The organism is Pseudomonas sp. BN414, assembly GCF_029871275.1.
Classification (GTDB): Bacteria; Pseudomonadota; Gammaproteobacteria; order Pseudomonadales; family Pseudomonadaceae; genus Metapseudomonas; species Metapseudomonas resinovorans_C.
Window position 1 is genome coordinate 182,995 of the sequence record NZ_SSOL01000073.1, and the last position, 22,412, is coordinate 205,406.

Annotated in this window: 20 protein-coding genes; 11 read left to right on the forward strand and 9 right to left on the reverse strand. The window is 64.8% G+C overall.

Features of this window, described 5'->3' with window-relative positions:
- The first annotated feature begins 166 nt into the window (after positions 1-166).
- The gene (gene aroQ / locus E8E95_RS20870) at positions 167-610 is read left to right on the forward strand and encodes a type II 3-dehydroquinate dehydratase (protein ID WP_280353592.1); all 444 of its coding nucleotides are present in this window, start codon (positions 167-169) and stop codon (positions 608-610) included.
- Positions 611-615: 5 nt separating this feature from the next.
- The gene (locus tag E8E95_RS20875; RefSeq protein WP_280353593.1) at positions 616-1,473 is read left to right on the forward strand and encodes a shikimate dehydrogenase; all 858 of its coding nucleotides are present in this window, start codon (positions 616-618) and stop codon (positions 1,471-1,473) included.
- Positions 1,474-1,537: 64 nt separating this feature from the next.
- Here the strand turns inward: E8E95_RS20875 and E8E95_RS20880 are convergent, their stop codons facing one another.
- Entirely contained in the window at positions 1,538-2,308 is a 771-nt protein-coding gene (locus E8E95_RS20880) for an IclR family transcriptional regulator C-terminal domain-containing protein (RefSeq protein ID WP_280353594.1), read from the reverse strand.
- 240 nt (positions 2,309-2,548) lie between these two features.
- Between E8E95_RS20880 and E8E95_RS20885 the strand changes: the two genes are divergently transcribed.
- The 4 genes from E8E95_RS20885 to E8E95_RS20900 are packed head-to-tail and all read left to right on the forward strand — an operon-like array spanning position 2,549 to position 7,154.
- Positions 2,549-3,358, forward strand: coding sequence for a shikimate dehydrogenase (locus E8E95_RS20885; RefSeq protein ID WP_280353595.1), 810 nt, complete (start codon positions 2,549-2,551; stop codon positions 3,356-3,358).
- Positions 3,359-3,368: 10 nt separating this feature from the next.
- Positions 3,369-5,075: an FAD-binding protein gene (locus tag E8E95_RS20890; RefSeq protein WP_280353597.1), complete on the forward strand. Its 1,707-nt coding sequence runs from the start codon at positions 3,369-3,371 to the stop codon at positions 5,073-5,075.
- 22 nt (positions 5,076-5,097) lie between these two features.
- Positions 5,098-5,418, forward strand: a complete 321-nt coding sequence (locus E8E95_RS20895; protein ID WP_280353599.1) for an NIPSNAP family protein — start codon at positions 5,098-5,100, stop codon at positions 5,416-5,418.
- Entirely contained in the window at positions 5,415-7,154 is a 1,740-nt protein-coding gene (locus E8E95_RS20900; protein WP_280353601.1) for an FAD-dependent oxidoreductase, read from the forward strand. The genes E8E95_RS20895 and E8E95_RS20900 overlap by 4 nt, the downstream gene beginning before the upstream one ends.
- Here the strand turns inward: E8E95_RS20900 and E8E95_RS20905 are convergent.
- Positions 7,096-7,764 carry a TetR/AcrR family transcriptional regulator gene (locus E8E95_RS20905; protein WP_179058888.1) on the reverse strand — a complete coding sequence of 223 codons (669 nt, stop codon included), beginning with the start codon at positions 7,762-7,764 and terminating at the stop codon, positions 7,096-7,098. The two genes, E8E95_RS20900 and E8E95_RS20905, sit on opposite strands and share 59 nt — an antisense overlap.
- 86 nt (positions 7,765-7,850) lie before the next feature.
- A complete protein-coding gene (quiC, locus tag E8E95_RS20910; protein ID WP_280353603.1) occupies positions 7,851-9,761 on the reverse strand; it encodes a 3-dehydroshikimate dehydratase QuiC in 1,911 nt (636 codons plus the stop codon).
- 583 nt (positions 9,762-10,344) lie between these two features.
- Here quiC and E8E95_RS20915 point away from each other — a divergent pair.
- Complete coding sequence (locus E8E95_RS20915; protein WP_280353604.1) at positions 10,345-11,721, forward strand: MFS transporter; 1,377 nt, start codon at positions 10,345-10,347, stop codon at positions 11,719-11,721.
- Positions 11,722-12,171: 450 nt separating this feature from the next.
- Here E8E95_RS20915 and E8E95_RS20920 read toward each other — a convergent pair whose 3' ends face one another.
- The 3 genes from E8E95_RS20920 to E8E95_RS20930 form a co-directional block, all read right to left on the reverse strand.
- On the reverse strand, positions 12,172-13,050 hold the full coding sequence (locus tag E8E95_RS20920) for a DMT family transporter (protein WP_280353605.1): 879 nt from the start codon (positions 13,048-13,050) through the stop codon (positions 12,172-12,174).
- A gap of 52 nt (positions 13,051-13,102) precedes the next feature.
- Positions 13,103-13,918 (reverse strand): sugar phosphate isomerase/epimerase, encoded by an 816-nt coding sequence (locus tag E8E95_RS20925; protein ID WP_280353607.1) that lies wholly within the window; start codon positions 13,916-13,918, stop codon positions 13,103-13,105.
- Between the two features lie 262 nt (positions 13,919-14,180).
- Positions 14,181-14,957 carry an IclR family transcriptional regulator gene (locus E8E95_RS20930; RefSeq protein WP_280353608.1) on the reverse strand — a complete coding sequence of 259 codons (777 nt, stop codon included), beginning with the start codon at positions 14,955-14,957 and terminating at the stop codon, positions 14,181-14,183.
- 277 nt (positions 14,958-15,234) lie between these two features.
- Here E8E95_RS20930 and E8E95_RS20935 point away from each other — a divergent pair, with 277 nt between their 5' ends.
- The 4 genes from E8E95_RS20935 to E8E95_RS20950 all read left to right on the forward strand — a co-directional run bounded on the left by E8E95_RS20935 (position 15,235) and on the right by E8E95_RS20950 (position 19,499).
- The gene (locus tag E8E95_RS20935) at positions 15,235-15,405 is read left to right on the forward strand and encodes a hypothetical protein (RefSeq protein ID WP_280353610.1); all 171 of its coding nucleotides are present in this window, start codon (positions 15,235-15,237) and stop codon (positions 15,403-15,405) included.
- A gap of 97 nt (positions 15,406-15,502) precedes the next feature.
- On the forward strand, positions 15,503-16,771 hold the full coding sequence (locus E8E95_RS20940) for an OprD family porin (RefSeq protein WP_280353612.1): 1,269 nt from the start codon (positions 15,503-15,505) through the stop codon (positions 16,769-16,771).
- Between the two features lie 155 nt (positions 16,772-16,926).
- Positions 16,927-18,642, forward strand: coding sequence for an FAD-dependent oxidoreductase (locus E8E95_RS20945; RefSeq protein ID WP_280353614.1), 1,716 nt, complete (start codon positions 16,927-16,929; stop codon positions 18,640-18,642).
- A 32-nt stretch (positions 18,643-18,674) separates the two neighbouring features.
- Positions 18,675-19,499 carry an aldo/keto reductase gene (locus E8E95_RS20950; RefSeq protein WP_280353615.1) on the forward strand — a complete coding sequence of 275 codons (825 nt, stop codon included), beginning with the start codon at positions 18,675-18,677 and terminating at the stop codon, positions 19,497-19,499.
- Positions 19,500-19,757: 258 nt separating this feature from the next.
- Here E8E95_RS20950 and pcaC read toward each other — a convergent pair whose 3' ends face one another.
- The 3 genes from pcaC to E8E95_RS20965 all read right to left on the reverse strand — a co-directional run bounded on the left by pcaC (position 19,758) and on the right by E8E95_RS20965 (position 22,384).
- The gene (pcaC, locus tag E8E95_RS20955; RefSeq protein WP_028628006.1) at positions 19,758-20,153 is read right to left on the reverse strand and encodes a 4-carboxymuconolactone decarboxylase; all 396 of its coding nucleotides are present in this window, start codon (positions 20,151-20,153) and stop codon (positions 19,758-19,760) included.
- Between the two features lie 71 nt (positions 20,154-20,224).
- A complete protein-coding gene (gene pcaD, locus E8E95_RS20960) occupies positions 20,225-21,013 on the reverse strand; it encodes a 3-oxoadipate enol-lactonase (RefSeq protein ID WP_280353617.1) in 789 nt (262 codons plus the stop codon).
- 9 nt (positions 21,014-21,022) lie between these two features.
- On the reverse strand, positions 21,023-22,384 hold the full coding sequence (locus E8E95_RS20965) for a 3-carboxy-cis,cis-muconate cycloisomerase (RefSeq protein ID WP_280353618.1): 1,362 nt from the start codon (positions 22,382-22,384) through the stop codon (positions 21,023-21,025).
- Between the last annotated feature and the right edge of the window lie 28 nt (positions 22,385-22,412).

Here is a 22,412-nt window from a genome sequence, read left to right on the forward strand (position 1 = left end):
AGGTCCAGCACTTCAGTCTGGAGGAGCGATGTTAGCCGCTTTCCCGTCCGATAACCGCACGAAACAGATTGCGGAAAATTGACGGAATTAACTGGTTAGTACATTTTCATTTACAGCCTTTTCCGGCTCGCCTGCCGGACCAGAACAACAACGGAGAATCGCTGCAATGACCCGCACCGTCCTCGTGCTCAACGGCCCCAACCTGAACATGCTCGGCACCCGTGAGCCCGCCACCTACGGCCATGAAACCCTCGCCGATATCGCCGCCCAGTGCAGCCGCACTGCCGCCGGACTGGGTTTCGAGGTGGACTTCCGCCAGACCAACCATGAAGGCGAGCTGATCGACTGGATCCACCAGGCCCGGGGCCGCTGCGCCGGCATCGTCATCAACCCCGCCGCCTGGACTCACACCTCCGTCGCCCTGCGCGATGCCCTTGTGGCCAGCGAGCTGCCGGTCATCGAGGTGCACCTTTCCAACGTGCACAAGCGCGAGGAATTCCGTCATCACTCCTTCGTTTCCGCCATCGCCGTCGGCGTGATCTGCGGCCTCGGCAGCCAGGGCTACTCCCTGGCACTCCAGCACTTCGGCCAACTGTTCTCCAAAGGTTGAGCACCATGTCCCAGCACAATCAATCCGTTCTCGCCGGCCTGATCGGCGCAGGTATCCAGGCCTCCCGCACGCCTGCTCTGCACGAGCATGAAGGCGACGCCCAGGGCATTCGTTACCTCTATCGCCTGATCGACCTGGATCAGTTGAAACTGGACAGCAGCGCCCTCCCCGACCTGCTCGATGCCGCCCAGCGCATGGGCTACACCGGCTTGAACATCACGTTCCCCTGCAAGCAGGCGATCATCCCGCTGCTCGACGAACTCTCGCCCGAGGCTGCCGGCATCGGGGCGGTGAATACCGTGGTGCTGAAGGACGGCAAGCGCGTCGGCCACAACACTGACTGCCTGGGTTTCGGCGAAGGTTTCCGCCGTGGCCTGCCTGAGGTGCAACGCCGCCAGGTGGTGCAAATGGGCGCCGGTGGCGCGGGTTCCGCCGTGGCCCATGCGCTGCTGGCCGAAGGTGTCGAACGGCTGACCCTCTTCGAAGTGGACGCCGCCCGTGGCCAGACCCTGGTGGACAGCCTCAACGCCCACTTCGGCGCTGGTCGTGCAGCCTTGGGTACAGACCTGCCCAACGCGATGGCGGAAGCCGATGGCCTGGTGAACACGACGCCTATCGGTATGGCCAAGCTGCCCGGCACCCCTGTTCCGGCCGAACTGCTGCGCCCCGAACTGTGGGTGGCGGAGATCATCTACTTCCCGCTGGAAACCGAACTGCTGCGCGATGCCCGCGCCATCGGTTGCCGCACCCTGGACGGCGGCACCATGGCGGTATTCCAGGCCGTGAAAGCCTTCGAACTGATCAGCGGCCGCAGCGCCGACGCCGATCGGATGATGGCGCACTTCGCCAGCATGAATAGCTGATCTCTCTGTTCCCTGTGGGAGCGAATTCATTCGCGAATAAATTCGCTCCTACAAATGCCTCCTTTTAATCCAGCACCGGTTTCAACAATGCCTGCGCCTCGTACAGCGGCGTCAGGTAACGCTGTCGCATCTCGTCGCCACTCATCCGTGAAGCGTGGGTGGTGATGGTGAGACTGGCCTTCAGTTCACCCTTGCGATTGGTCAGGGGCACGCCCAGCACGCACATGCCCGCCTCGTATTCCTGGTCCACCACGGCGAAGCCCTGAGCCGCGACCTTCTGCAGTTCCGCCTTTAGCTCGTCGATGGCGGTGCGCGTGAAAGGTGTCAGTTGGCGAAGCGCGACCCGCGAGAAATACGCCTCCAGTTCCCCTTCGGAAAACGCTGCCAGCCAGATACGTCCGCTGGCCGTGCAGTACATCGGCATCCGCGAGCCGGGGCGGATCGACAGCGAGGCGATATGGCTGTAGCGGCTGCGCACGATGTGCACGATGTCGTCGCCGTCACGCAACCCCACTGATACGTGCTCCTGAGTCGTCCGCGCCACCTGCTCGACGATGGGCCGCAGCATGCGTGGCAATTGCGCCGAGTCCACATAGGCCTGGCCGATGCGCAAGGCCTTGGCGGTCAGCCAGTAATGGCGCCCATCAGTTTCCGCGAAACCTTCGTGCACCAGGGTCAGCAGGAAACGCCGCGCGGCGCTGGACGTCATCCCGGACATCGCCGCCGCTTCCGGGACGCTGAGACGCGGGTTGTCGACGCTGAACAGCTGCATCAGCGCCAGGCCTTTCTGCAGCCCGGCGATCAAATCCCGCTGGTGGATTACCGGTGTCTTCATTCCCACTCCCCGTCCGGTTGATTGGCCATTCCGTAGGGTGCGCCGTGTGCACCAGAAGCCCGTGCAGAAGATGCGGTGCGCGCAGCGCACCCTACAAGCAACCGGGCCAACTGATTTCGCCCACCAGTGCGATTTTCGCTGTGCCATTGCGATAAACAACCAAAACGCCCTTCTGTTTCATTGGCCGCTCCTGGGGTGCTGGCAATACTGCCGGCACAACAACAAACCCAGGAGATCAGCATGATCCGTGGTTCGACCGAACTAGTGGCCATCATCGGCAGCCCCATTGCCCAGGTGAAATCGCCGGAAAACTTCAACGCCTGGTTCAGCGAGAACGGCCAGGACCTGGCGATGATCGCCGTGGACATGGCCGAGCAAAATCTCGCCGCCTTCATCCAGGCCTTGCGTGGCTGGAAGAACTTGCGCGGCTGCGTCGTGACCGTGCCTTACAAGCAGGTCCTGGCCGGACAGCTCGACCAGCTCAGCCCACGTGCCGCAGCCCTGGGCTCGGTGAATGTGATTCGTCGTGAGGCCGACGGACGCCTGCTGGGAGACAACGTCGATGGCGAGGGCTTCCTCAAGGCCGCCCGCAGCCATGGCTTCCAGCCCGCCGGGCGACGTGCGCTGGTGGTGGGTTCCGGCGGTGTCGGCGCCGCCATCGCCTATTCGTTGTGCGAAGGCGGGGTGCACCAACTGGTCATCGCCGACCTCGACCAGCCCCGCGCCGAGGCCCTGGCCGAACGCCTGAGCCAGGCGTTCCCGCAGATCGACATCGGCAACCAGTACGAAAGCCTGAAAGCCTTCGACCTGGTGGCCAATGCCACGCCCGTGGGCATGGGCGGCACCGGAGAGATGCCGCTGCCTGGCATTTTGCTGGAAACCCTCTCCCCCTCTGCATTGGTCGCGGACGTGGTGACCAGCCCGGTGGTGACGCCGTTGCTTGAGCTGGCGCGCAAACGCGGCTGCCGCATCCAGACCGGCCCGGAAATGGCGCGTGCGCAAATGGGCAACCTGGGCGCGCACATGGGCGTGATGCCCCAGCACGCCTGAGGAGATCGTCATGAACACCGCCTTGAAAGCACATCCAGCCGAGAACCTGGCCGGCACCTGGGACCTGGTGGTACTGGGCAGCGGTGCCGGCGCCTTCGCCGCCGCAACGACCGCGGCCTGCAAGGGACTCAGCGTGCTGATGCTGGAAAAGTCGCCGCAGTTCGGCGGCACCTCGGCCATCTCCGGCGGCGCCGTGTGGATCTTCGATAGCGACCAGGCAAGGGCCGCCGGCATCCAGGACAGCCCGGAAGCGATCCGCACCTACCTGAAGAAGACCATCGGCTCCGGCTACCGGCCCGAACTGGTGGACGCCTTCATCAGCAACGGTCGTGAGGCGTTGCGCTTTCTCGAACAGCACACCGAGCTGGCCTACGCCCTGCGCCCTTTCTCGCCGGACTATTACCCGCTGGAAGACGGCGCAACCGACCGGGGACGCGCCCTGGAGATGCTCGAGTACGACGGGCGCCACCTAGGCGCGCGCTTCAAGGACCTGCGTCGCCCGCCGGAAGGCATGTTGCTGTTCGGCGGCATGATGGTGAACCGCGTCGATATCCAGCACTTCCTCAGTTTCCGCCGCTCGCCTCGCTCCCTCTGGCATTGCCTGAAACTGATGGCCCGCTACGGCCTGGACCGCCTCAGCCATGAGCGGGGCACCCGGCTGACCGTGGGCAACGCGATGATCGCGCGACTGGCTACCACGGCCTTCGAAAAAGGCGTGGACCTCTGGTTGCAGAGCGCCGCCGAATCGCTGGTAGTCGAAGGCGAGCGGGTCGTCGGTGTGCGCGCACGTAAGGATAGCCAGCAGGTTGTCGTCCGCGCCCGTGGCGGTGTGGTCTGCGCCATGGGCGGCTTCGCTGCCGGAGAGTTGGCCGCCCGCTTTCGCCCGGATGCCGGCAGCGAACACCTGACCATGTCCCCCGCCACCAACGACGGCGCTGCGCTACGCCTGGGCGCCGAAGTGAATGCCGCAACCGGAGCGAGCATGGCGGCCAATTTCTTCTGGGCGCCGGTATCGAAGTTGCGCCGACCGAACGGTGAACTGGAGCGATTCCCGCACCTGGTCACCGACCGTGCCAAGCCCGGAATCATTGCAGTGAACGACCAGGGACAGCGCTTCACCAACGAGGCGGACTCCTACCACAGCTTCGTCCAGGCGATGCACCGGGAAGGCCTGGCGACGTGCTGGCTGATCTGCGACGCAGAAGCCATGAGCCGCTACGGCATGGGCCTGGCGCGGCCGAGTCCGGTGGACAACAGCACACTGGAGAAAGCTGGCTACCTGTTCCGCGCCGACTCGTCGGAAGCCCTCGCCAGTACGATTGGCGTCGACCCGCAGGGCCTGGCCACGACACTGGCGCGCCACAACGAGGACGCGCGAGCCGGTATGGATCGGCAGTTCGGCAAGGGCGCCACCAGCTACAACCAGTCCCTCGGCGACCCGCACCACAGGCCCAACCCCTGCCTGGCACCGCTGACCCGCGCCCCCTGGTACGCCGTGCGCGTGCACACCGGGGACCTTGGCTCGGCACGCGGCCTGGTCACCGACGCCAACGCCAATGTGCTGGACCGCGAAGGATGCCCCATCCCCGGGCTGTACGCCGCCGGTAACGACATGAACTCGATCATGGACGGCACCTACCCCGGCCCCGGCATCACCCTTGGCCCGGCGCTGACCTTTGGCTACCTCGCTGCCAGCCATATCGCCGCTCACCTGTAACCCAGAAATTGAGGACAACACCATGTATTACGAACTGCGCACTTACACCATCAAACCCACCAAGCTCGCCGACTGGCTGGCGCTCTACCGCAGCCATTGCCTTGAAGTGCAGACCGAGCACCTTGGCAAGCTGGTTGGGTTCTTTACCACCGAGTTCGGCGAGGCCAACCAGGTGGTGCACATCTGGGCGTACGAGAGCCTGGACGACCGCATCGCACGCCGGGCGAAGATGGCCGCCGACCCGCGCTGGGCCGAGTTCGGCCGGTTGAACAAGGAGCTGGATGCCGTGGTGCATCTGGACTCGCGCCTGATGCGCCCCACCGGCTTCTCTCCGCTGCAATGAATGCCATGAGCGAGCGCCACTGCGATGTGCTGGTGATCGGTTCCGGCGCCTCGGGCCTGGCAGCGGCAGTCACCGCGGCACATTGCGGGCTGGATGTGCTGGTGGTGGAAAAGGCCAACCAGCTCGGCGGCACCAGTGCCTGGTCCGGCGGCTGGCTGTGGATTCCGCGCAACCCACTGGCGCAGGCGGAAGGCGTGGATGACAGCGCGCAGGCCGTCGAGCGCTACCTGCGCGCCGAACTCGGCACCGAGGAACTGGATGCGCGCCAGCGAGCGTTTCTCCAGCACGGTCCGGAGATGGTCGCGTTCTTCCAGCGCAATACCCAGGTGCAGTTCCAATCCGGCAGCCGCATGCCGGACATGCACGATTCCCCCGGAGCGGTGCGCGGAGGACGCTCCCTCTGCGCCCTGCCCTACGACGGTCGCCAACTCGGCCCCTGGCTCCACGCCCTGCGTCCGCCACTGGACCTGATCAGCCTGGGCGGCATGGGCATCGCCGGCGGTGCAGACCTTGCGCACTTTCTCAACGCCCGCCGCTCACCGCGCTCCGCCTGGTATGTCGCCGGACGCCTGCTGCGGCATTGGCGAGATCGCCTGCTGCACGGACGTGGCCTGCACCTGGTCAACGGCAACGCCCTGGTGGCGCGCCTGCTGCGCAGCGCCCTCGACCTGGGAGTGAGCCTCGAAACCGGTACCGCTGCGCAACGGCTGCTGAAGGACGGCGAACGCGTGACCGGGGCGGAGCTGCTACAGGATGGCCGGACGATGAAGGTGCTGGCACGCCGAGGCGTCGTGCTGGCCTGTGGGGGCTTCCCCCACGACCGGCAACGCATCAAGGCGTTGTTTGGCCACGAACATCTCTCGGCAGCCCCGAAAACCAATACCGGCGACGGTCTGCGCCTGGGTGAAAGCGTGGGTGCGCAAGTCGCCGATCAACTGGCCAGCCCCGCCGCCTGGGCACCCGTGTCACGGGTACCGCGCAACGACGGCAGTTTCAGCGGCTTCCCGCACCTGATGGAACGGGCCAAGCCGGGTTTCATCGCCGTTCGCAGCGATGGTCGACGCTTCACCAATGAGGCCGACTCCTACCACGACTTCATGAATGCCTTGTTCCGCGCCACACCGACCGGAGAAGAGCCAGCCGCCTGGCTGATCTGCGACCAGCGCGCGCAGCGCCGTTACGGAATCGGCTGCGTACGGCCCTTCCCGTTCCCCACCGGACACCATGTGCGCAATGGCTACCTGAAGACGGCCGCCAGCCTCGCCGAACTGGCGACGCTGTGTGGAATCGACCGGAAGCAACTGCAAGCGACGGTGGCAGCGTTCAACGCCAACGCCGCTCGCGGGATGGACCCGGAGTTCCAGCGCGGAGCCTCCGCTTACAACCAGGCTCAGGGTGAACCGATGCATGGCCCGAACCCGTCGTTGGGCGCGCTGGAGAACGGTCCGTTCCATGCAGTGAAGCTGGTGCCGGGCAGCCTCGGCACCTTCGCCGGCTTGCACACCGATGCTTCGGCGCGCGTACTGGACAGTCAGGGAACGACCATCCACGGCCTCTATGCGGTAGGTAATGACATGACCAGTGTGATGGGCGGGCACTACCCCAGCGGTGGCATAACCCTGGGGCCGGGAATGACCTTCGGCTATCTGGCGGGGCTAGCGCTCGCAAGCGAGCCGGTCACGCTTGCAAGTAGCGCAGAACCGACTCGCAGATCATCTCCTTGTGCCGCGCCTTGACCTCGTCATCCGCCAGTTCGATCTGGAAGATCTGACCGAACGTATTGCGGTTGGAGACGCGATAGAAGCAGAAGGAGCTGATCAGCAGGTGCAGGTCCAGGGGCTGGATGCCGGGACGGAACAGCCCTTCGGCCTGGCCGCGCTGGAGGATCTCACCCATGGCATCGAGGATGTTGGTGCTCATGGAACGAATGGTGTTGGACTGCTTGACGTACTCGCCGTAGTGGATGTTCTCGATGGAGACGATGCGGACAAAATCGACATTGCGGTCGTGGTGGTCGAAGGTGAACTCCACCAATCGGCGGATGGCCTCGCGCGGCTCGAGTTCGGCCAGGTGCAGCTTGCCTTCGGTGCGGCGGATATCGCCGTAGAGCTTCTCCAGCACTTCGACGTAGAGCTGCTCCTTGCTGCCGAAGTAGTAGTAGATCATCCGCTTGGAGGTGTGCATGCGCTCGGCGATGGCGTCGACCCGGGCGCCGGAAAGGCCCTGCTGGACGAACTCGGCGATGGCCGCCTGGAGGATGTTCTCGCGGGTTTTCTCCGGATTGTTCTTGCGCCCTTTGCGAGGGGCCTCTACGGGCAGGTCTTGGAGTTCGGCAGTTGTTGTCATCTTGGGCTCACGGCCAGCGGAAACTGGGTGGATTATGGGCTTGGCAGCGGCCGTAAGGAAGCCTGGCGCGGAGGCTTCCACAGGGTCTACAGCTTGGCCTTGGCGATGGCGCCGCTACGCGCCTTGGCCATGGCCGCGAGACGCACCGCGACGTTGGCCGCGCCATAGCCGGCGTAACCGTTCTTGCGCTGCAGGATTTCGAAGAAGAAACGCCCCTCGAACGGCTCGGTATAGACGTGGAACAGCTCGCCACCCTGGGCGTCACGGTCGTAGAGCACGTTGTAGTAGGCCAGTTCGCTGAGGAACTCGTCGTCGAAATCGAAGCGCGCCGCGAGGTCGTCGTAGTAGTTGAGCGGGATATCCAGCAGCGGCACGCCAGCGTCCTTGGCACGGCTCACCTCGGCAAAGATGTCCTCGCAGGAGAAGGCGATGTGGTGCGCGCCCGACCCCCCATAGCTGGACAACGCGTGGGAGATGGCGGTGTTGCGGTTCTCCGATATGTTCAGCGGCAGGCGCACGCTGCTGCAACGACTGCGGATGGCGCGGCTCTTCACCAGGCCGTAAGGGTCCGGCAGCACCACTTCGTCGTCGGCCTCGAAATCCAGCACGCTCTTGTAGAACAGCACCCAGCTGTCCAGCCCATCGGCCGGCAGGGCCAGGGCCATGTGGTCGATGCGGTCGAGCTGGCCGGTCTGGCTGGCGCCGGTATCGAGGACGAAGTCGCTGTCGTAGATGGTCTGCCCGGCCTGGGCCTGTTCCACCAAATAGATGAGGCTGCCATCCGGCGCCCGCACGGCGGGAATCTCGCGCTCGTTCGGCCCTACGAGGCCTCGGAATGGCTGTCCCTTGAATTCGCGGGCGCGCTCCAGCGCGCTGCTGCTGTCCTTGACCCGCAAGGCAGTGGCGCACAGCGACGGGCCGTGGGCCTCGAAGTAGCCGTGGGCGAAGGAATAGGGTTCGGCATTGAGCACGATATTGATGTCGCCCTGGCGCAGCAGGCTCACGGCCTTGGAGCGATGCTTGCCCGCGCGGGCGAAGCCCAGGCGCTCCAGCCAGTTGGCGAGCTTGGCACCCTGGGACTCGTCCACGGCGAACTCGAGGAACTCCACGCCGTCGTAGCGGCTGGCCGGCGGTGGCGCGAAGAGGATGTCCCGGTTGGCTGGGGGAGTTGCGTCTTTTTCCAGCAGCTTGCGGGTCTTCTCTTCGAGGTAGAGCAAGGAACGCAGGCCATCGGCGGCATTCGCACGGGGCGGCGCAGCGCGGAAGCCGTCGTTGAAGATTTCCAGGGACAGCGGGCCGGTGTAGCCGCTGCGGATGATCGGCGCGAGGAAGCCCGCCAGGTCGAACTCGCCCTGCCCGGGGAAGCAGCGGAAGTGCCGGCTCCACTCCAGCACGTCCATGGCCAGCAGGGGCGCGTCGGCCATCTGCACGAAGAAGATCTTGTCGCCGGGAATTTCGGCGATGCCGCTCGGGTCGCCCTTGATCGACAAGGTGTGGAAGCTGTCCAGCAGCACGCCGAGCGCCGGATGGTCAGCCTGGCGCACCAGGTTCCAGACCTGTTGCCAGCTGTTCACATGACGGCCCCAGGCCAGGGCCTCGTAACCGATACGCAGATTACGCGCGCCGGCGCGCTCGGCCAGCAGGCGCAGGTCATCGACGAGGATCTCCTCATCGGGCAACGAGTCGGGCTGGACGTTGCTGCACACCAGCACCAGGTCGGTACCCAGTTCCTGCATCAGGTCGAACTTGCGCTCGGCACGGTCGAGGTTCTTCTGCAGACGGTCGCGGCGGCAGCCTTCGAAATCACGGAACGGCTGGAACAGCGTGATAGCGATTCCGAGATCGGCGCACATCTGACGGATTTCCCGCGGGCTGCCGGCGTAGTACAGGAGGTCGTTCTCGAAGATTTCAACGCCGTCGAATCCGGCGGCGGCGATGGCCTCGAGTTTTTCCGGCAGGGTACCGCTCAGGGAGACGGTGGCAATGGAACGCTGCATGCTTCAGCTCCTGGTGGGTGGGCGCCGGCTCTGCGGTCAGCGGCGAGATCAGGCAGGGTGGCAGATCACACAAAAGCCACCCGCACGGCTTGTTTTCGTAGCTGGATTGATTATTCGCGCGTAAAGTCAGCCCATCAATTCAATATGTACGAACCAGTTAGTTTTGTGTTCGATCAGCGAACAGAAGGCCGGTTATCGAATTGACGCTTTTTCGATCACTGCGCAACATGAACCCCATGTTGCAGGCAACCCACCGGGTGGCATCACTGCCCAGCCCAGTCATCTGGACGGCCCTGCGATTGCAACCAGCACCACGCCATAACAATTTCAAGAAACGGGTAACAGCTCATGCTCACTACCAGCTACCTGATCGAAATCCCCTCTCCCAGCCGGCTTGCCACGGCACCCAGATCGAGTGCGACACCCAGGTCGCCACTTTGAACTGACTCCCTGACAGAACTCGGACGGCGATAACCGGCCCGCTCCCGACGAGCACCGATACGCCAGCGTGCACGCGTTCCAGCATGGCTCCACGCCAACGGAACGTGAGTCCGGCTACCTAACAAAAACAATGGAGACATCGATGGCTACCACCTCCAGCTCCCAAGCCAAGAAAGCAACCGCCAGCGGATGGATAGGCTCCGCCCTGGAGTACTACGACTTCTTCATCTATGCCCAGGCGGCAGCCCTGATCTTCCCGCAGATCTTCTTCCCCAACACCGATCCGAAAATGGCCATCATCGCGTCGCTGGCCACTTACGGCGTCGGCTACCTGGCCCGCCCGGTAGGCGCCTTCGTGCTGGGCCACTGGGGTGACACCCGCGGCCGCAAGAATGTGCTGCTGCTGTGCATGTTCCTGATGGGTATCTCCACCATGGCCGTCGGCCTGCTGCCGACCTACCACGACATCGGCATGCTCGCGCCGGTACTGCTGGTGCTGCTGCGCCTGGTCCAGGGCTTCGCTGTGGCCGGTGAGATTTCCGGGGCCAGTTCGATGATCCTCGAACACGCGCCATTCGGACGACGCGGCTACTACGCCAGCTTCACCCTGCAAGGCGTCCAGGCCGGTCAGGTGTTGGCAGCTGCCGTGTTCCTGCCTCTGGCCTACTTCATGCCGAGCGAAGCCTTCAACGAGTGGGGCTGGCGGATTCCGTTCCTGCTGAGCGCCTTCGTCCTGGTGGCCGGCTTCATCATCCGTCGCGAAGTCCATGAGACCCCGGCCTTCGTCAATGAAGAGAACCAGCAGAAAGTCGCCAAGTCGCCGGTAACCGAAGCCTTCCGCCACAGCTGGAAGTGCATGGTCCTGGTGATGTTCATGGCCCTGATGAACGTGATCCCGGTCGTGGCCACCATCTTCGGTGCCGCCTACGCGGTGCAGCCGGCCTACGGCATCGGCTTCGACAAGAGCGTCTACCTGTGGATTCCGGTGGTGGGCAACATCGTCGCCGTGCTGGTCATCCCCTTCGTCGGCAACCTCTCCGACAAGATCGGCCGTCGCCCGACCATGATCGCCGGCTGCCTGGGCTCCGGGATCCTGGCCTTCGTCTACCTCTACGCCATCAGCATCCAGAACGTGCCGCTGGCCTTCGCCACCTCGATCCTGATGTGGGGCATGGTCTACCAGGGCTACAACGCGGTCTTCCCGAGCTTCTACCCGGAGCTGTTCCAGACCCGCTACCGCGTGTCGGCCATGGCCATCGCACAGAACATCGGCACCATGCTGACCGCCATGCTGCCGGCGCTGTTCGCCACCGTCGCCCCGCCCGGCTCGGACAACATCCCGGTGGTGGTCGGCAGCCTCGCCTTCCTCATCACCTGCGTGTGCGCCCTGGCCGCCTACGTGGCACCGGAAACCCACCGCCTGGCCATGGAAGACCTCGGCAACCCGAATGCCAAGCCGATGGACAAGAACCAGTACGAGTCCAGCCGCCAGAACAGCATGCGCGCCGTCAGCCACTGATTGCGCCCGCTGCTAAAGAGAGAAGGCCCCGTAGGGGCCTTTTCTGTTTATACCGATCCGATAGAGGTGACTGTTGGCTCACCGTTAGCACAGTGCTGTAGGGGCGAATTCATTCGCGAAAAGACTGGGCACCAAGCAAGCCGGTGGCAGCCCTCTCCCCCGGCCCCTCTCCCGCACGCGGGCGAGGGGTGACTTTCGGCTCACCTCTGGCGTAGTCCTGCCCTTTTTTGTAGGAGCGAATTTATTCGCGAGATTGACCAGGCACCGTGCCAGCCGGTGGCAACCCTCACCCCCACAGCCCCTCTCCCGCACGCGGGCGTGGGGTGGCTCACGGCTCACCTTTGGCACAGTCCTGTGGGGGCGATTTCAATCGCTAAGCAGGGCGCAGCCCTGCCCTGTAGGAGCAAACTCATCGTGGTTGAAACCGCTCCCACAACTGGCACGCAGCCCTCACCTACCCCGCTGCATCCACCCCGCGCCCAATCCGCTCAGGCAGATAATGGCGATTCCCACCAGGCTGGTCGTGTCAGGCATCTGCGAGAAGATCAGGAACCCCAGCAAGCCGGCGAACACGATCTGGCAGTAGCCGAACGGTGCCAGCAGCGCCGGTGCAGCGACACGGAAAGCCTGGGTTAACAGAAGGTGCGCCGTCATCCCAGCTCCGCCCAGCGCGAGCATCAGCAGGCCGTGGCCCAGGGTCGGCACCTGCCAGAAGAATGGCACCAGCGCACTCATCGCCAGGGTGTTGCACAGGCCGGCGAAGAAGTTGCTGGTGGTCGGGCTGTCGTGGGCCGCAACCTTGCGCGTGAGCACCTGATAGAAGCAGAACCCCAGCGCCGAACAGAACGGGAACAGGATGGCCAGCGTGAACAGCTCGCCGCCGGGATGCACCACGACCAGCACACCGGCGAACCCCATCACCACCGCCAGCCACTGCCCCAGGGTTACCTTCTCCTTGAGCAGCGGCACCGACAGCGCGGTGACCAGCACTGGCGCGAGGAAGTTGACCGCCGTCGCCTCGGCCAGGGGAATGTATTGCAGCCCGGCGGTGAACAGCAGGCTGGTGCTGAGCAGGCTCAACGCGCGCATCACCTGCAATACCGGGCGCCTGGTTCGCAGGACGCGCAGGCCGGACTGGGGCAGGAAAATGCCGGCCATCAGCAGCGTGTGCACCAGGTAACGAGCCCAGACGACCATGACGACCGGGTACAGGCCGCCGAGGAACTTGGATAGGGCGTCATGCCCGGCGAAGAGGAAGGTGGCCAACACCACCAGCAGGATGCCCCGCAGCGGTTGGTTGGCTCCGGATAAAGGGGCATTCGTACTCATGGGTCACTCAAAAAAAGACGCGGCCCAGCCGGCCGCGTGAAGGGGTGAAATCTCAGATGCGTTCGAGCAGCGTGCGCGCCTTGTCCAGCGCCATCTGCGCACGCACCTGGGCGCTCACGCCCTGCTCCATGAGCTGGCGCGTGGGGATTTCCAGGCTGAGGGGAATGTTCGCCGGCAAAGTCCGCAGCAGGCCGAGGAGATCGCTGTCGCCGTCGCCGGGGAAACGCCGCTCATTGCGCGCCTGGCGAAGGATTTCGTCCATGTCGTCCGGGCGCGGGCCGGCCACGTCGCAGAGCTGCGCATAGCGCAGGCGCTCCGGCGCGACCCTGGCGAGGTCTTCAAGGCGCGAGGCCGAGCGATTGAAGTGAAACGCATCCACCAGCACTGCACCGTTTTCCCGCCCGGCCGACTCCACGATGCGCAGTGCCTGGGTCAGATCACGCGCGTCGGTCCAGGGCATGAACTCCAGGCTCGGATGAACACCAAAGCGCGCAGCCAGGTCGCAGAAAGCCGCGAAGTTGTCGGTGAGGCGCGCCTCGTCACCGTCGTTACCGGCCACCAGCACCTCCGTGGCGCCGAACTCGGCGCCCGCTGCAAGCACGGCCTCGAAGTCGGCCACGCGGGTTTCCGCCTTGAGCCGGAGTATTTCGATGTCCATTACCCGCACGCCGGTATCACGCAAGCGATCCAGGGTCTGGCGGCGCAGTCCTGCGTCGGCCACCAGCGGGAAGTGATACTCCTCGGGTGTGGCGGGCACCAGCCGCAGACCGACATGGCTGTAGCCGGCACGGGCGGCCACTTCCACCATTTCAGGCGGAGAGAGTTCGAGGACGGTGAGCGCGGCGAGGGAGAAAATTCGGTCAGTCATGTTCTTCTCGGAATCCAGTTCCACAATTGGATTTGCAATATTTAGAACCTAGTTCCAAATAATCTCAAGAAGAAAATTCGACTAGTCGACGAGGCTGATTCGCCGTTGCGGAGCTGGGAGTGCTGGAGGGCTATGTGGGAGCGATTTCAATCGCGAAGCAGGCCGCAGGTCTGCCCTTCTGGGCCCGTGGCAGCTGCGCTGCCAATCGCGAATGAATTCGCTCCCACAAGACAGCACGCGGAACCGAAATGGGTGCCCGTGCTCAGACGAAGAACTCGGATGCCTGGCTCGCTGCAGTGAGCTCTTCCACCGCCGCCAGGAGCTGCGGCGCAACCTCATGCATGCGCGCCTCTGGAAGGCGTGCGGTGGGGCCGGCGACGCTGAGTACGCCGATGGGCCTGGCGGTACGCGGATCGCGCACCACTGCGGCCAGGGCCGACATGCCAACCGAGGAGCTTTCCACCACCCAGGCGTAGCCATGCTCGCGTGCAAGGCGCAGATGCTCCAGCAGTTCGATGTTGGAGCGCGGGGCGTTGGGCCCGAAGTCCTGGCGGTCAGCCACGCCCTGACGTTCCACCAGGACCAGCGCTTCGGCATCGCTCAGGCTGGCCAGCCAGGCATGCCCGGAGGCGGTGTAGAACAGCGGTGCATCGCGCCCCATGTCAGGGTCGTAACGCAGGCCGGAACGCGCACCCTGGGATTTGACGATCCAGGTCAGGCGATCACCGTCGATGACCCCGAGGCGCACCAGTTCACCGGTCTCCTGGGCCAGGCGATCGAGGATCGGCTGGACGATGTCGGCGCCGCTGCTGGCGAGGTAACGGAACGCCATGGCCACCAGGCGAGTGGACAGCTGGTAGCGGCTGTTTTCCTCGTTCTGGCGCACGTAACCGAGGCGGATCAGCTCAGCCAGCATGCGGTGGGTGGCGCTCTTGGGAATCTGCAACTCGTCGGCCAGGGTCTGCATCGGCAGACCGCGTGGGTCGCTGGTAAGACGTTCGATGAGGCTGAAGGCGCGTTCGATCTGGCTACCGGCCATGGGAGAGGGTCCTCTGGAATATCCGCCGATTCTAGAAGACAACGCCGTCCTTAAGAAACCTGGAACCTCGACCGTGGTTTCACGTAAGTCGACGCAATAAATGTACGGAACGGTTAGTTTTCGTTCGATGATCGAACAAAAGCGCTTTCGACCGATTGAACGCAAGGCTGGTGGATTTCACTATCGATCCCAGGTGCGAGGCGTTGCCGCAACCAGCCTGCGATCCCCAGCAACGCCTCGCCTTCTACCGACATAAATACAAGAAAGGTCGACCACGATGCTCCAGTCATCCACACCCAATGCCTCGTCGCCCATTCCCGGGCCGTCCTTCGATTGCGCTTCCCCTTTCGCCTCCGTTGCCCTGGTCCAGCTGGCCAGCGGTGAAGGCCTGGGCGATCGGCTGCAACGCTGCGTCGCACGCCTGATCGAGCGCCGCAAAGCCCGCTGACGCCAGCCGCAAATCCAACCCTGAGCTGTATTCGCGCAAGCGCCGCGAAGGGGCTTTTGCGCACCCGAAAACAACAATCACAGAGGCAAGAACGAGCATGAATTCCACCCGCCGCCAGGCCCGATCCTTTATCCCGTGCATCCTCGCCGCCGCCGTTTCCCTGGCAGCCCTGCCCGCACTGGCTGCCGATGAGCACGGTTTCGTGGAGGACGCCACGGCCACGCTGAACCTGCGCAACTTCTACATCAACCGCAACTTCGTGAACCCGACCTACCCGCAAGGAAAGGCCGAGGAATGGACGCAGAACTTCATCCTCGATGCCAAGTCAGGGTTCACCGAAGGGCCGGTGGGCTTTGGTGTCGACATGCTCGGCCTGCTCTCGGTGAAGCTCGATGGTGGCAAGGGCACCCGTGGCACCCAACTGCTCCCGGTGCATGACGACGGCCGTCCCGCCGACGACTTCGGCCGCCTGGCAGTGGCCGGCAAGATGCGCGTGTCGAAGACCGAGCTGAAGGTCGGCGAGTGGATGCCGGTGCTGCCGATCCTGCGTTCGGACGATGGTCGCTCCCTGCCGCAGACCTTCCAGGGCGGCCAGGTCACCTCCCAGGAGATCGACGGCCTGACGCTCTACGGTGGCCAGTTCCGTCAGAACAGCCCGCGCAATGACGCGAGCATGGAAGACATGTCGATGAACGGCCGCGCGGCCTTCACTTCCGACCGCTTCAACTTCGCCGGCGGCGAATACGCCTTCAACGAGAAGCGCACCCTGGTCGGCCTGTGGTACGCCGAACTGGAAGACATCTACCAGCAGCAGTACCTGCAGGTGATGCACAGCCAGCCCGTCGGCGACTGGACCCTGGGCGCCAACCTCGGCTACTTCAACGGCAAGGAGAACGGCAACGCCCTGGCCGGCGACCTCGACAACCGCACCTGGTCCGCGCTGCTGTCGGCCAAGTACGGTGGCAACACCTTCTACGTCGGCCTGCAGAAAGTCAGCGGCGACGATGCCTGGATGCGCGTCAACGGCACCAGCGGCGGCACCCTGGCCAACGATAGCTACAACTCCAGCTTTGACAACGCCAAGGAGAAGTCCTGGCAGGTCCGTCACGACTACAACTTCGCCGCACTCGGCGTGCCCGGCCTGACCCTGATGAACCGCTACATCAGCGGCGAGGACGCGCAGGTGGGCACAGTGACCGACGGCAAGGAATGGGTGCGCGAGACTGAACTCGGCTACACGGTGCAGAGCGGTGCGTTCAAAGCGCTCAATGTGCGCTGGCGCAACGCGAGCATCCGCCGTGATTTCAGCAACAACGAATTCGACGAGAACCGCCTGATCATCAGCTATCCGCTGTCGATCCTCTGATCCTTTGGGTAAGCGTGCTTCACCTCCCTCGGCCCGCCATCTGGCGGGCTTTTTTATGTTCGCTGACCGGCCACTTGCACCACCCCGGCCTTGGTCACCGGAGATACCATCAATAGAATACGGAACATGGTTCCAGTATTTGAGGTTAATCCGACATGCCTGCCGCACGCTCTGTTCCCAACCACCTCGACTGCGATCTGCTGGTCATCGGCTCTGGCGCCGCGGGTCTTGCCGCCGCCGTCACCGCCGCCCATCACGGCCAGAAGGTAATCCTCGTCGAGAAGGAACCGGTGTTCGGCGGCGCCACGGCCTGGTCCGGCGGCTGGATGTGGGTGCCGCGCAATCCCTTGGCCCGGCGTGCCGGTATCGAGGAAGACATCGAGCAGCCGCGCGCCTACCTGCGCAATGAGCTGGGCGAGCAATTCCGACCGGAACTGGTGGATGCCTTCCTCGAAACCTGCCCGGACATGGTGAGCTTCTTCGAGCAGCACACCGCGCTGCAGTTCGTCGATGGCAACGGCATTCCCGACATGCACGGAGACACGCCCGGCGCCGCCAGCGGTGGTCACCAGGTGATCGCCGCGCCCTATGACGGTCGCGAAGTCGGCAACCTGCTGCCACGCCTGCGCAAGACCATGCGTGAAACGTCCTTCATGGGCATGCCGATCATGGCCGGGGCCGACCTGGCCGCCTTCCTCGGCATGACCCGCTCACCACGTGCCTTCGTCCATGTGACGCGGCGCTTCCTCACCCATCTCTACCACCTGGCCCGCTATGGACGCGCCATGCACCTCGTGAACGGCGTTGCACTGGTGGCACGCCTGGCCCGGTCGGCCAACGACCTCGGCGTGCAACTGGTGGAATCGTCGCCGGCGCGGCGACTGATCGTCGAAGGCGGCAGCGTTCGTGGCGCGGTGATCGAGCGGGACGGCATAGAGGTCACCATCCATGCCAGGGCCGTGGTGCTGGCAGCCGGCGGCTTCCCCAACGACCCGGTTCGACGCAAGGCTATGTTCCCTCGCGACCGCAGTGGTCACGACAATCTTGCCCTACCCCCGGCGTCCTGTTCCGGCGACGGCCTGCGTCTGGGTGAATCCGTCGGCGGTGTAGTGGCCGACGACCTGCGTTCTCCCGTGGCCTGGGCGCCGGTATCCCGAGTGCCCTACCCCAACGGCACCTTTGGCCACTTCCCCCACATCATCGATCGCGGCAAGCCCGGGATCATCGGCGTTCTCAGCAACGGCAAGCGCTTCGTCAACGAAGCCGGCGGCTACTACGACTATGTGGACGCCATGAACAAGGCTATTCCGGAAGGCGAGGAAAGCTGCTCCTGGCTGATCTGTGACCATCGCTTCCAGCGCCGCTACGGCCTGGGCTTCGCCCGCCCCGCACCTGTGCCGCTCTGGCCGCACCTGCGCAATGGCTACCTCAAGCGCGGCAGAACCCTGGTCGAACTGGCGCAAGCCTGTGGCATCGACCCAGCAGGGCTGACCACCAGCGTCGCTGCGTTCAACCACCATGCCCGCCACGGCGAAGACCCGGAGTTCGGGCGTGGCAGCACCGCCTTCAATCGCCGCAATGGGGACGCCTTGCATAAGGGTTCCAACCCCTGCGTGGCGCCGATCGAGCACGGCCCGTTCTATGCGGTGAAGGTCCAGCCAGGCTGCTTCGGAACCTTCGCCGGCCTGCGCACCGATGGACAGGCGCGGGTACTGGACGGGAACGGCCAACCGATTCCCGGGCTCTATGCAGCAGGTACCGACATGGCCAGCGTGCTGGGCGGGCACTACCCCTCCGGCGGCATCAACCTGGGCCCGGCCATGACCTTCGGCTACATCGCCGGCCGCCATGCGGCAGGCATCCCCCAATGAGCAAGCTTCTATCCACAAACAAGGAGTCATCCATGCGGAATCTCACCACCGCCCAGGGACTGAACATGCCCCAGCTCGGCCTCGGCACCTGGCCCATGACGGGCGAGGAATGCACCCGTGCCGTGCGCCAGGCCCTGGAGCTGGGCTACCGCCACATCGATACCGCGCCCGCCTACGAGAACGAGGCAGCCGTGGGTGAAGCCCTGCGCCAGAGTGATGTGGCTCGCGAATCCATCCATCTGACTACCAAGGTCTGGTGGGACAAGCTGCAGCCGGCCGCCATGCGCCAGTCGCTGGAGGACAGCCTGCGTGCCCTGGGCACCGAGCAGGTGGACCTGTTCCTGATCCATTGGCCGGCCAGGGACTGGGACCTTCCGCGCAGCATCGAAACCCTGGTGGCCCTGCGCGATGAAGGCAAGGCGCGCTGCATCGGTGTCGCCAATTTCCCCCTGGGCCTGCTGCGCCAGGTGGTGGATGACCTTGGCGCGCCGCTGTCCGCCATTCAGGTCGAGTACCACGTCCTGCTCGACCAGCAGCGCCTGCTGGACTATGCCCGCAGCAAAGGCCTGGCCCTGACCGCCTACACCCCACTTGCCCGTGGGCTGGCGGCGGAGCAGGCCGCGATTCGGCAGATCGCCGAAAAGCACGGCGCCCTGCCCAGCCAGGTGGCATTGAAGTGGCTGCTGGAGCAGGACGGCGTCGCCGCCATTCCAAAGGCTTCCAGCATCGCGAACCAGCAGTCGAACCTGGATGCCCTCAAGGTGCAGCTCGATGATGAGGACCGCGCCCTGATCGCCGCCCTGCCGAAGGATAAGCGTGTGGTCAGCCCGGAGTTTGCGCCGGAGTGGGATGCTTGATGAGGACGCTGCGCGTCCCTTAGCGAATGAATTCGCCCCCACAAGGTGGATGCCTGTTCCGATGTGCGGTCCGGTACCTAACCTGTGGGGGCGATTTCAATCGCGATGCAGGCCGAAGGTCTGCCCAATTTGGGGCAACTGCGTTGCCCTTGGCGAATGAATTCGCCCCTACATAGAGAGAGAGCGAAACACACACCACTCCCAACAAAAAACGCCGCCCGGATGCGTGGTCCGGGCGGCGTTCGGGTGTTGCGCAGATCAGCCTTGCAGCGATTCCACGCCCAGCTCATCCCACACGGCTTCGGCCAGGTGGAAGGTGGCATTGGCGGCGGGGATGCCGCAGTAAATGGCGCTCTGCATGATCACTTCCTTGATCTCGTCGCGGGTCACGCCGTTGTTCTTTGCGGCGCGCAGGTGCAGCTTCAGCTCGCCTTCGCGGTTCATGCCGATGAGCATGGCGATGGTGACCAGGCTGCGGGTATGGCGCGGCAGTCCGGGGCGGGTCCAGATATCACCCCAGGCGTGGCGGGTGATCATTTCCTGGAACTCTTCGTTGAACGGCGTCAGGTTCTGCAGGCTGCGGTCAACGTGGGCGTCGCCCAGCACTGCGCGGCGCACCTTCATGCCGGCTTCGTAGCGTTCTTTCTCGTCCATCTCGAAGTCCTCGTAGGAGCGGGCTCTGCTCGCGAACCGCTTCGCGAGCAAGCTCGCTCCTACATCAATAGTCAGGCAGTGAGGAACGCCAGCACGCGCTGGCTGAAGGCATCGCCAGCCTGCACGTTGGACAGGTGCGCGGCATGGAACTCCACCAGCTCGGCACCGGCGATGCGCTCCTGCATGAAGCGGCCGTGCTCGGTGGTGGTCACCGGGTCGCCGCTGCCGCATACGATCAGGGTCGGCGCGCTGATGCGGCCAAGCTGCTCGCGGTAGTCGGCATCACGTACGGCGGCGCAGTTGGCGGCGTAACCCTCGGGCGAGGTTTGCGCCAACATGCCGACGATGGGCTCGACCTTGGCCGGCTCGGCCTCGGCGAAATCCGGGGTGAACCAGCGGGAGATCGAGGCATCGCGCAGATCACGCATGGCCTGGGCACCGCCGGACAGCACAGTGTCGATGCGCGGGTTCCAGACTTCGGGGGCGCCGATCTTGGCGGCGGTGTTGCACAGCACCAGGCGCTCGATGCGCGCGGGGGCGTTGATGGCCAGCCACTGGCCGATCAGGCCGCCCATGGACAGGCCGCAGAAGTACGCCTTCTCGATGTCCAGCGCATCCAGCAGGGCCAGCACGTCACCGCCCAGTTGCTCGATGCTGTAGGGACCTTCGCTGACCAGAGACTTGCCGTGGCCACGGGTGTCGTAGCGCAGCACCTGGAAGTGCTGGGTGAAGGCCGGGATCTGGACATCCCACATATGCAGGTCGGTGCCCAGGGAGTTGGACAGCACCAGCACCGGCGCACCGGCCGGGCCTTCGAGGAGGTAGTTCAGGTCGCCATCGGCGAGACGTACGGCAGGCATGTAAATCTCCTAACGCGAAAAATGCTTGTGATCGGTAACAGCGCGTTCGACCCAGCGACGCGCCTGTCCGAGGTAATGGGCCGGATCGAGCAGACGGTCTAGCTCGGCGGCGGAAAGTTGTGCGCTGACTTCGGCATTGGCGCCGAGCACGGCTCGCAGGTGAGCGCCCTCCTTCACCGCCTGGCGGCAGCACTGCTCCACCAGGTGATGGGCGGCGTCACGGCCGATGCGCTGGGCAAGGGCGATGCTCACCGCTTCGGCCAGCACCAGGCCCTGGGTCAGGTCGAGGTTGCGGCGCATGCGCGCGGCGTCCACTTCCAGGCCGGGCACCACCAACAACGCCTGCTGCAGGGCACCGGATACCAGGCAGCAGAGCTCCGGCAGGGTTTCCCATTCGGCGTGCCACAGGCCGAGGCTGCGCTCGTGCTCCTGGGGCATGGCGGCGAACATCGTGGACACCAGGCCCGGCGCACGAGTGGCGGCGCCGATCAGCACGGCGGCACTCACCGGATTGCGCTTGTGCGGCATGGTGGACGAACCACCCTTGCCGGGCGCGGACGGTTCGAAGACTTCACCGGCTTCGGTCTGCATCAGCAGACTCAGGTCCCGCCCCAGTTTGCCGAGGCTGCCGGCGATCAAGCCGAGCAGGCTGGCGAACTCCACCAGGCGGTCGCGCTGGGTGTGCCAGGGCTGGTCCGGCAGATTCAGGTCCAGTTCGCGGGCCAGCGCTTCGGCCACCGGCCAGGCCTGATCGCCCAGTGCAGCCAGGCTACCGGACGCGCCGCCGAACTGCAGGCAGAACAGGCGCGGCTTGAGTTCGGCCAGGCGTTGGCGATGACGGGTGACGGCGCCCAGCACCCCGGCCAGCTTCATGCCGAGGGTGACGGGCGTAGCCTGCTGCAGCCAGGTGCGACCGGCCAGCGGCGTATCGGCAAAGCGTTCGGCCTGGACCGCCAGGGCTTCGGCCAGACCAGCAAGGTCCTGCTCCAGCAGCTCGGTGGCAGCACGCAATTGCAGTACCAGGCCGCTGTCCATGGCGTCCTGGCTGGTGGCGCCCAGATGCACATAGCGTTCGGCGTCCGTGCTCTTGGCCGCGACCCGCTTGCCGAGGGCCTTGACCAGCGGAATGGCGGAATTGCCAGCCGTGGCAATGGCTTGGGCCAAGGCGGAGTAGTCGTAGTGTTCGGCCTTGCAGGCTGCCTCGATGGGCGCGACGGTGTCGCCGGGGATCAGGCCGACGCACGCCTCTGCACGGGCCAGCGCGGCCTCGAAGTCCAGCATGCCCTGCACCCGGCCCTGGTCGGAGAACACCGCACGCATGGCAGGCTGGGTGAAGTAGGCGTCGAAGAGTTGGTTGCTCGGGCTATTCAAGCCAGTGCTCCAGAAATCGGGATGGTGT

Excerpts from the sequence above, each read along its gene's own strand:
- aroQ (WP_280353592.1), top strand. The coding sequence starts at position 167 with ATGACCCGCACCGTCCTCGTGCTCAACGGCCCCAACCTGAACATGCTC.
- E8E95_RS20875 (WP_280353593.1), top strand. The coding sequence starts at position 616 with ATGTCCCAGCACAATCAATCCGTTCTCGCCGGCCTGATCGGCGCAGGT.
- E8E95_RS20880 (WP_280353594.1), bottom strand. The coding sequence starts at position 2,308 with ATGAAGACACCGGTAATCCACCAGCGGGATTTGATCGCCGGGCTGCAG.
- E8E95_RS20885 (WP_280353595.1), top strand. The coding sequence starts at position 2,549 with ATGATCCGTGGTTCGACCGAACTAGTGGCCATCATCGGCAGCCCCATT.
- E8E95_RS20890 (WP_280353597.1), top strand. The coding sequence starts at position 3,369 with ATGAACACCGCCTTGAAAGCACATCCAGCCGAGAACCTGGCCGGCACC.
- E8E95_RS20895 (WP_280353599.1), top strand. The coding sequence starts at position 5,098 with ATGTATTACGAACTGCGCACTTACACCATCAAACCCACCAAGCTCGCC.
- E8E95_RS20900 (WP_280353601.1), top strand. The coding sequence starts at position 5,415 with ATGAATGCCATGAGCGAGCGCCACTGCGATGTGCTGGTGATCGGTTCC.
- E8E95_RS20905 (WP_179058888.1), bottom strand. The coding sequence starts at position 7,764 with ATGACAACAACTGCCGAACTCCAAGACCTGCCCGTAGAGGCCCCTCGC.
- quiC (WP_280353603.1), bottom strand. The coding sequence starts at position 9,761 with ATGCAGCGTTCCATTGCCACCGTCTCCCTGAGCGGTACCCTGCCGGAA.
- E8E95_RS20915 (WP_280353604.1), top strand. The coding sequence starts at position 10,345 with ATGGCTACCACCTCCAGCTCCCAAGCCAAGAAAGCAACCGCCAGCGGA.
- E8E95_RS20920 (WP_280353605.1), bottom strand. The coding sequence starts at position 13,050 with ATGAGTACGAATGCCCCTTTATCCGGAGCCAACCAACCGCTGCGGGGC.
- E8E95_RS20925 (WP_280353607.1), bottom strand. The coding sequence starts at position 13,918 with ATGACTGACCGAATTTTCTCCCTCGCCGCGCTCACCGTCCTCGAACTC.
- E8E95_RS20930 (WP_280353608.1), bottom strand. The coding sequence starts at position 14,957 with ATGGCCGGTAGCCAGATCGAACGCGCCTTCAGCCTCATCGAACGTCTT.
- E8E95_RS20935 (WP_280353610.1), top strand. The coding sequence starts at position 15,235 with ATGCTCCAGTCATCCACACCCAATGCCTCGTCGCCCATTCCCGGGCCG.
- E8E95_RS20940 (WP_280353612.1), top strand. The coding sequence starts at position 15,503 with ATGAATTCCACCCGCCGCCAGGCCCGATCCTTTATCCCGTGCATCCTC.
- E8E95_RS20945 (WP_280353614.1), top strand. The coding sequence starts at position 16,927 with ATGCCTGCCGCACGCTCTGTTCCCAACCACCTCGACTGCGATCTGCTG.
- E8E95_RS20950 (WP_280353615.1), top strand. The coding sequence starts at position 18,675 with ATGCGGAATCTCACCACCGCCCAGGGACTGAACATGCCCCAGCTCGGC.
- pcaC (WP_028628006.1), bottom strand. The coding sequence starts at position 20,153 with ATGGACGAGAAAGAACGCTACGAAGCCGGCATGAAGGTGCGCCGCGCA.
- pcaD (WP_280353617.1), bottom strand. The coding sequence starts at position 21,013 with ATGCCTGCCGTACGTCTCGCCGATGGCGACCTGAACTACCTCCTCGAA.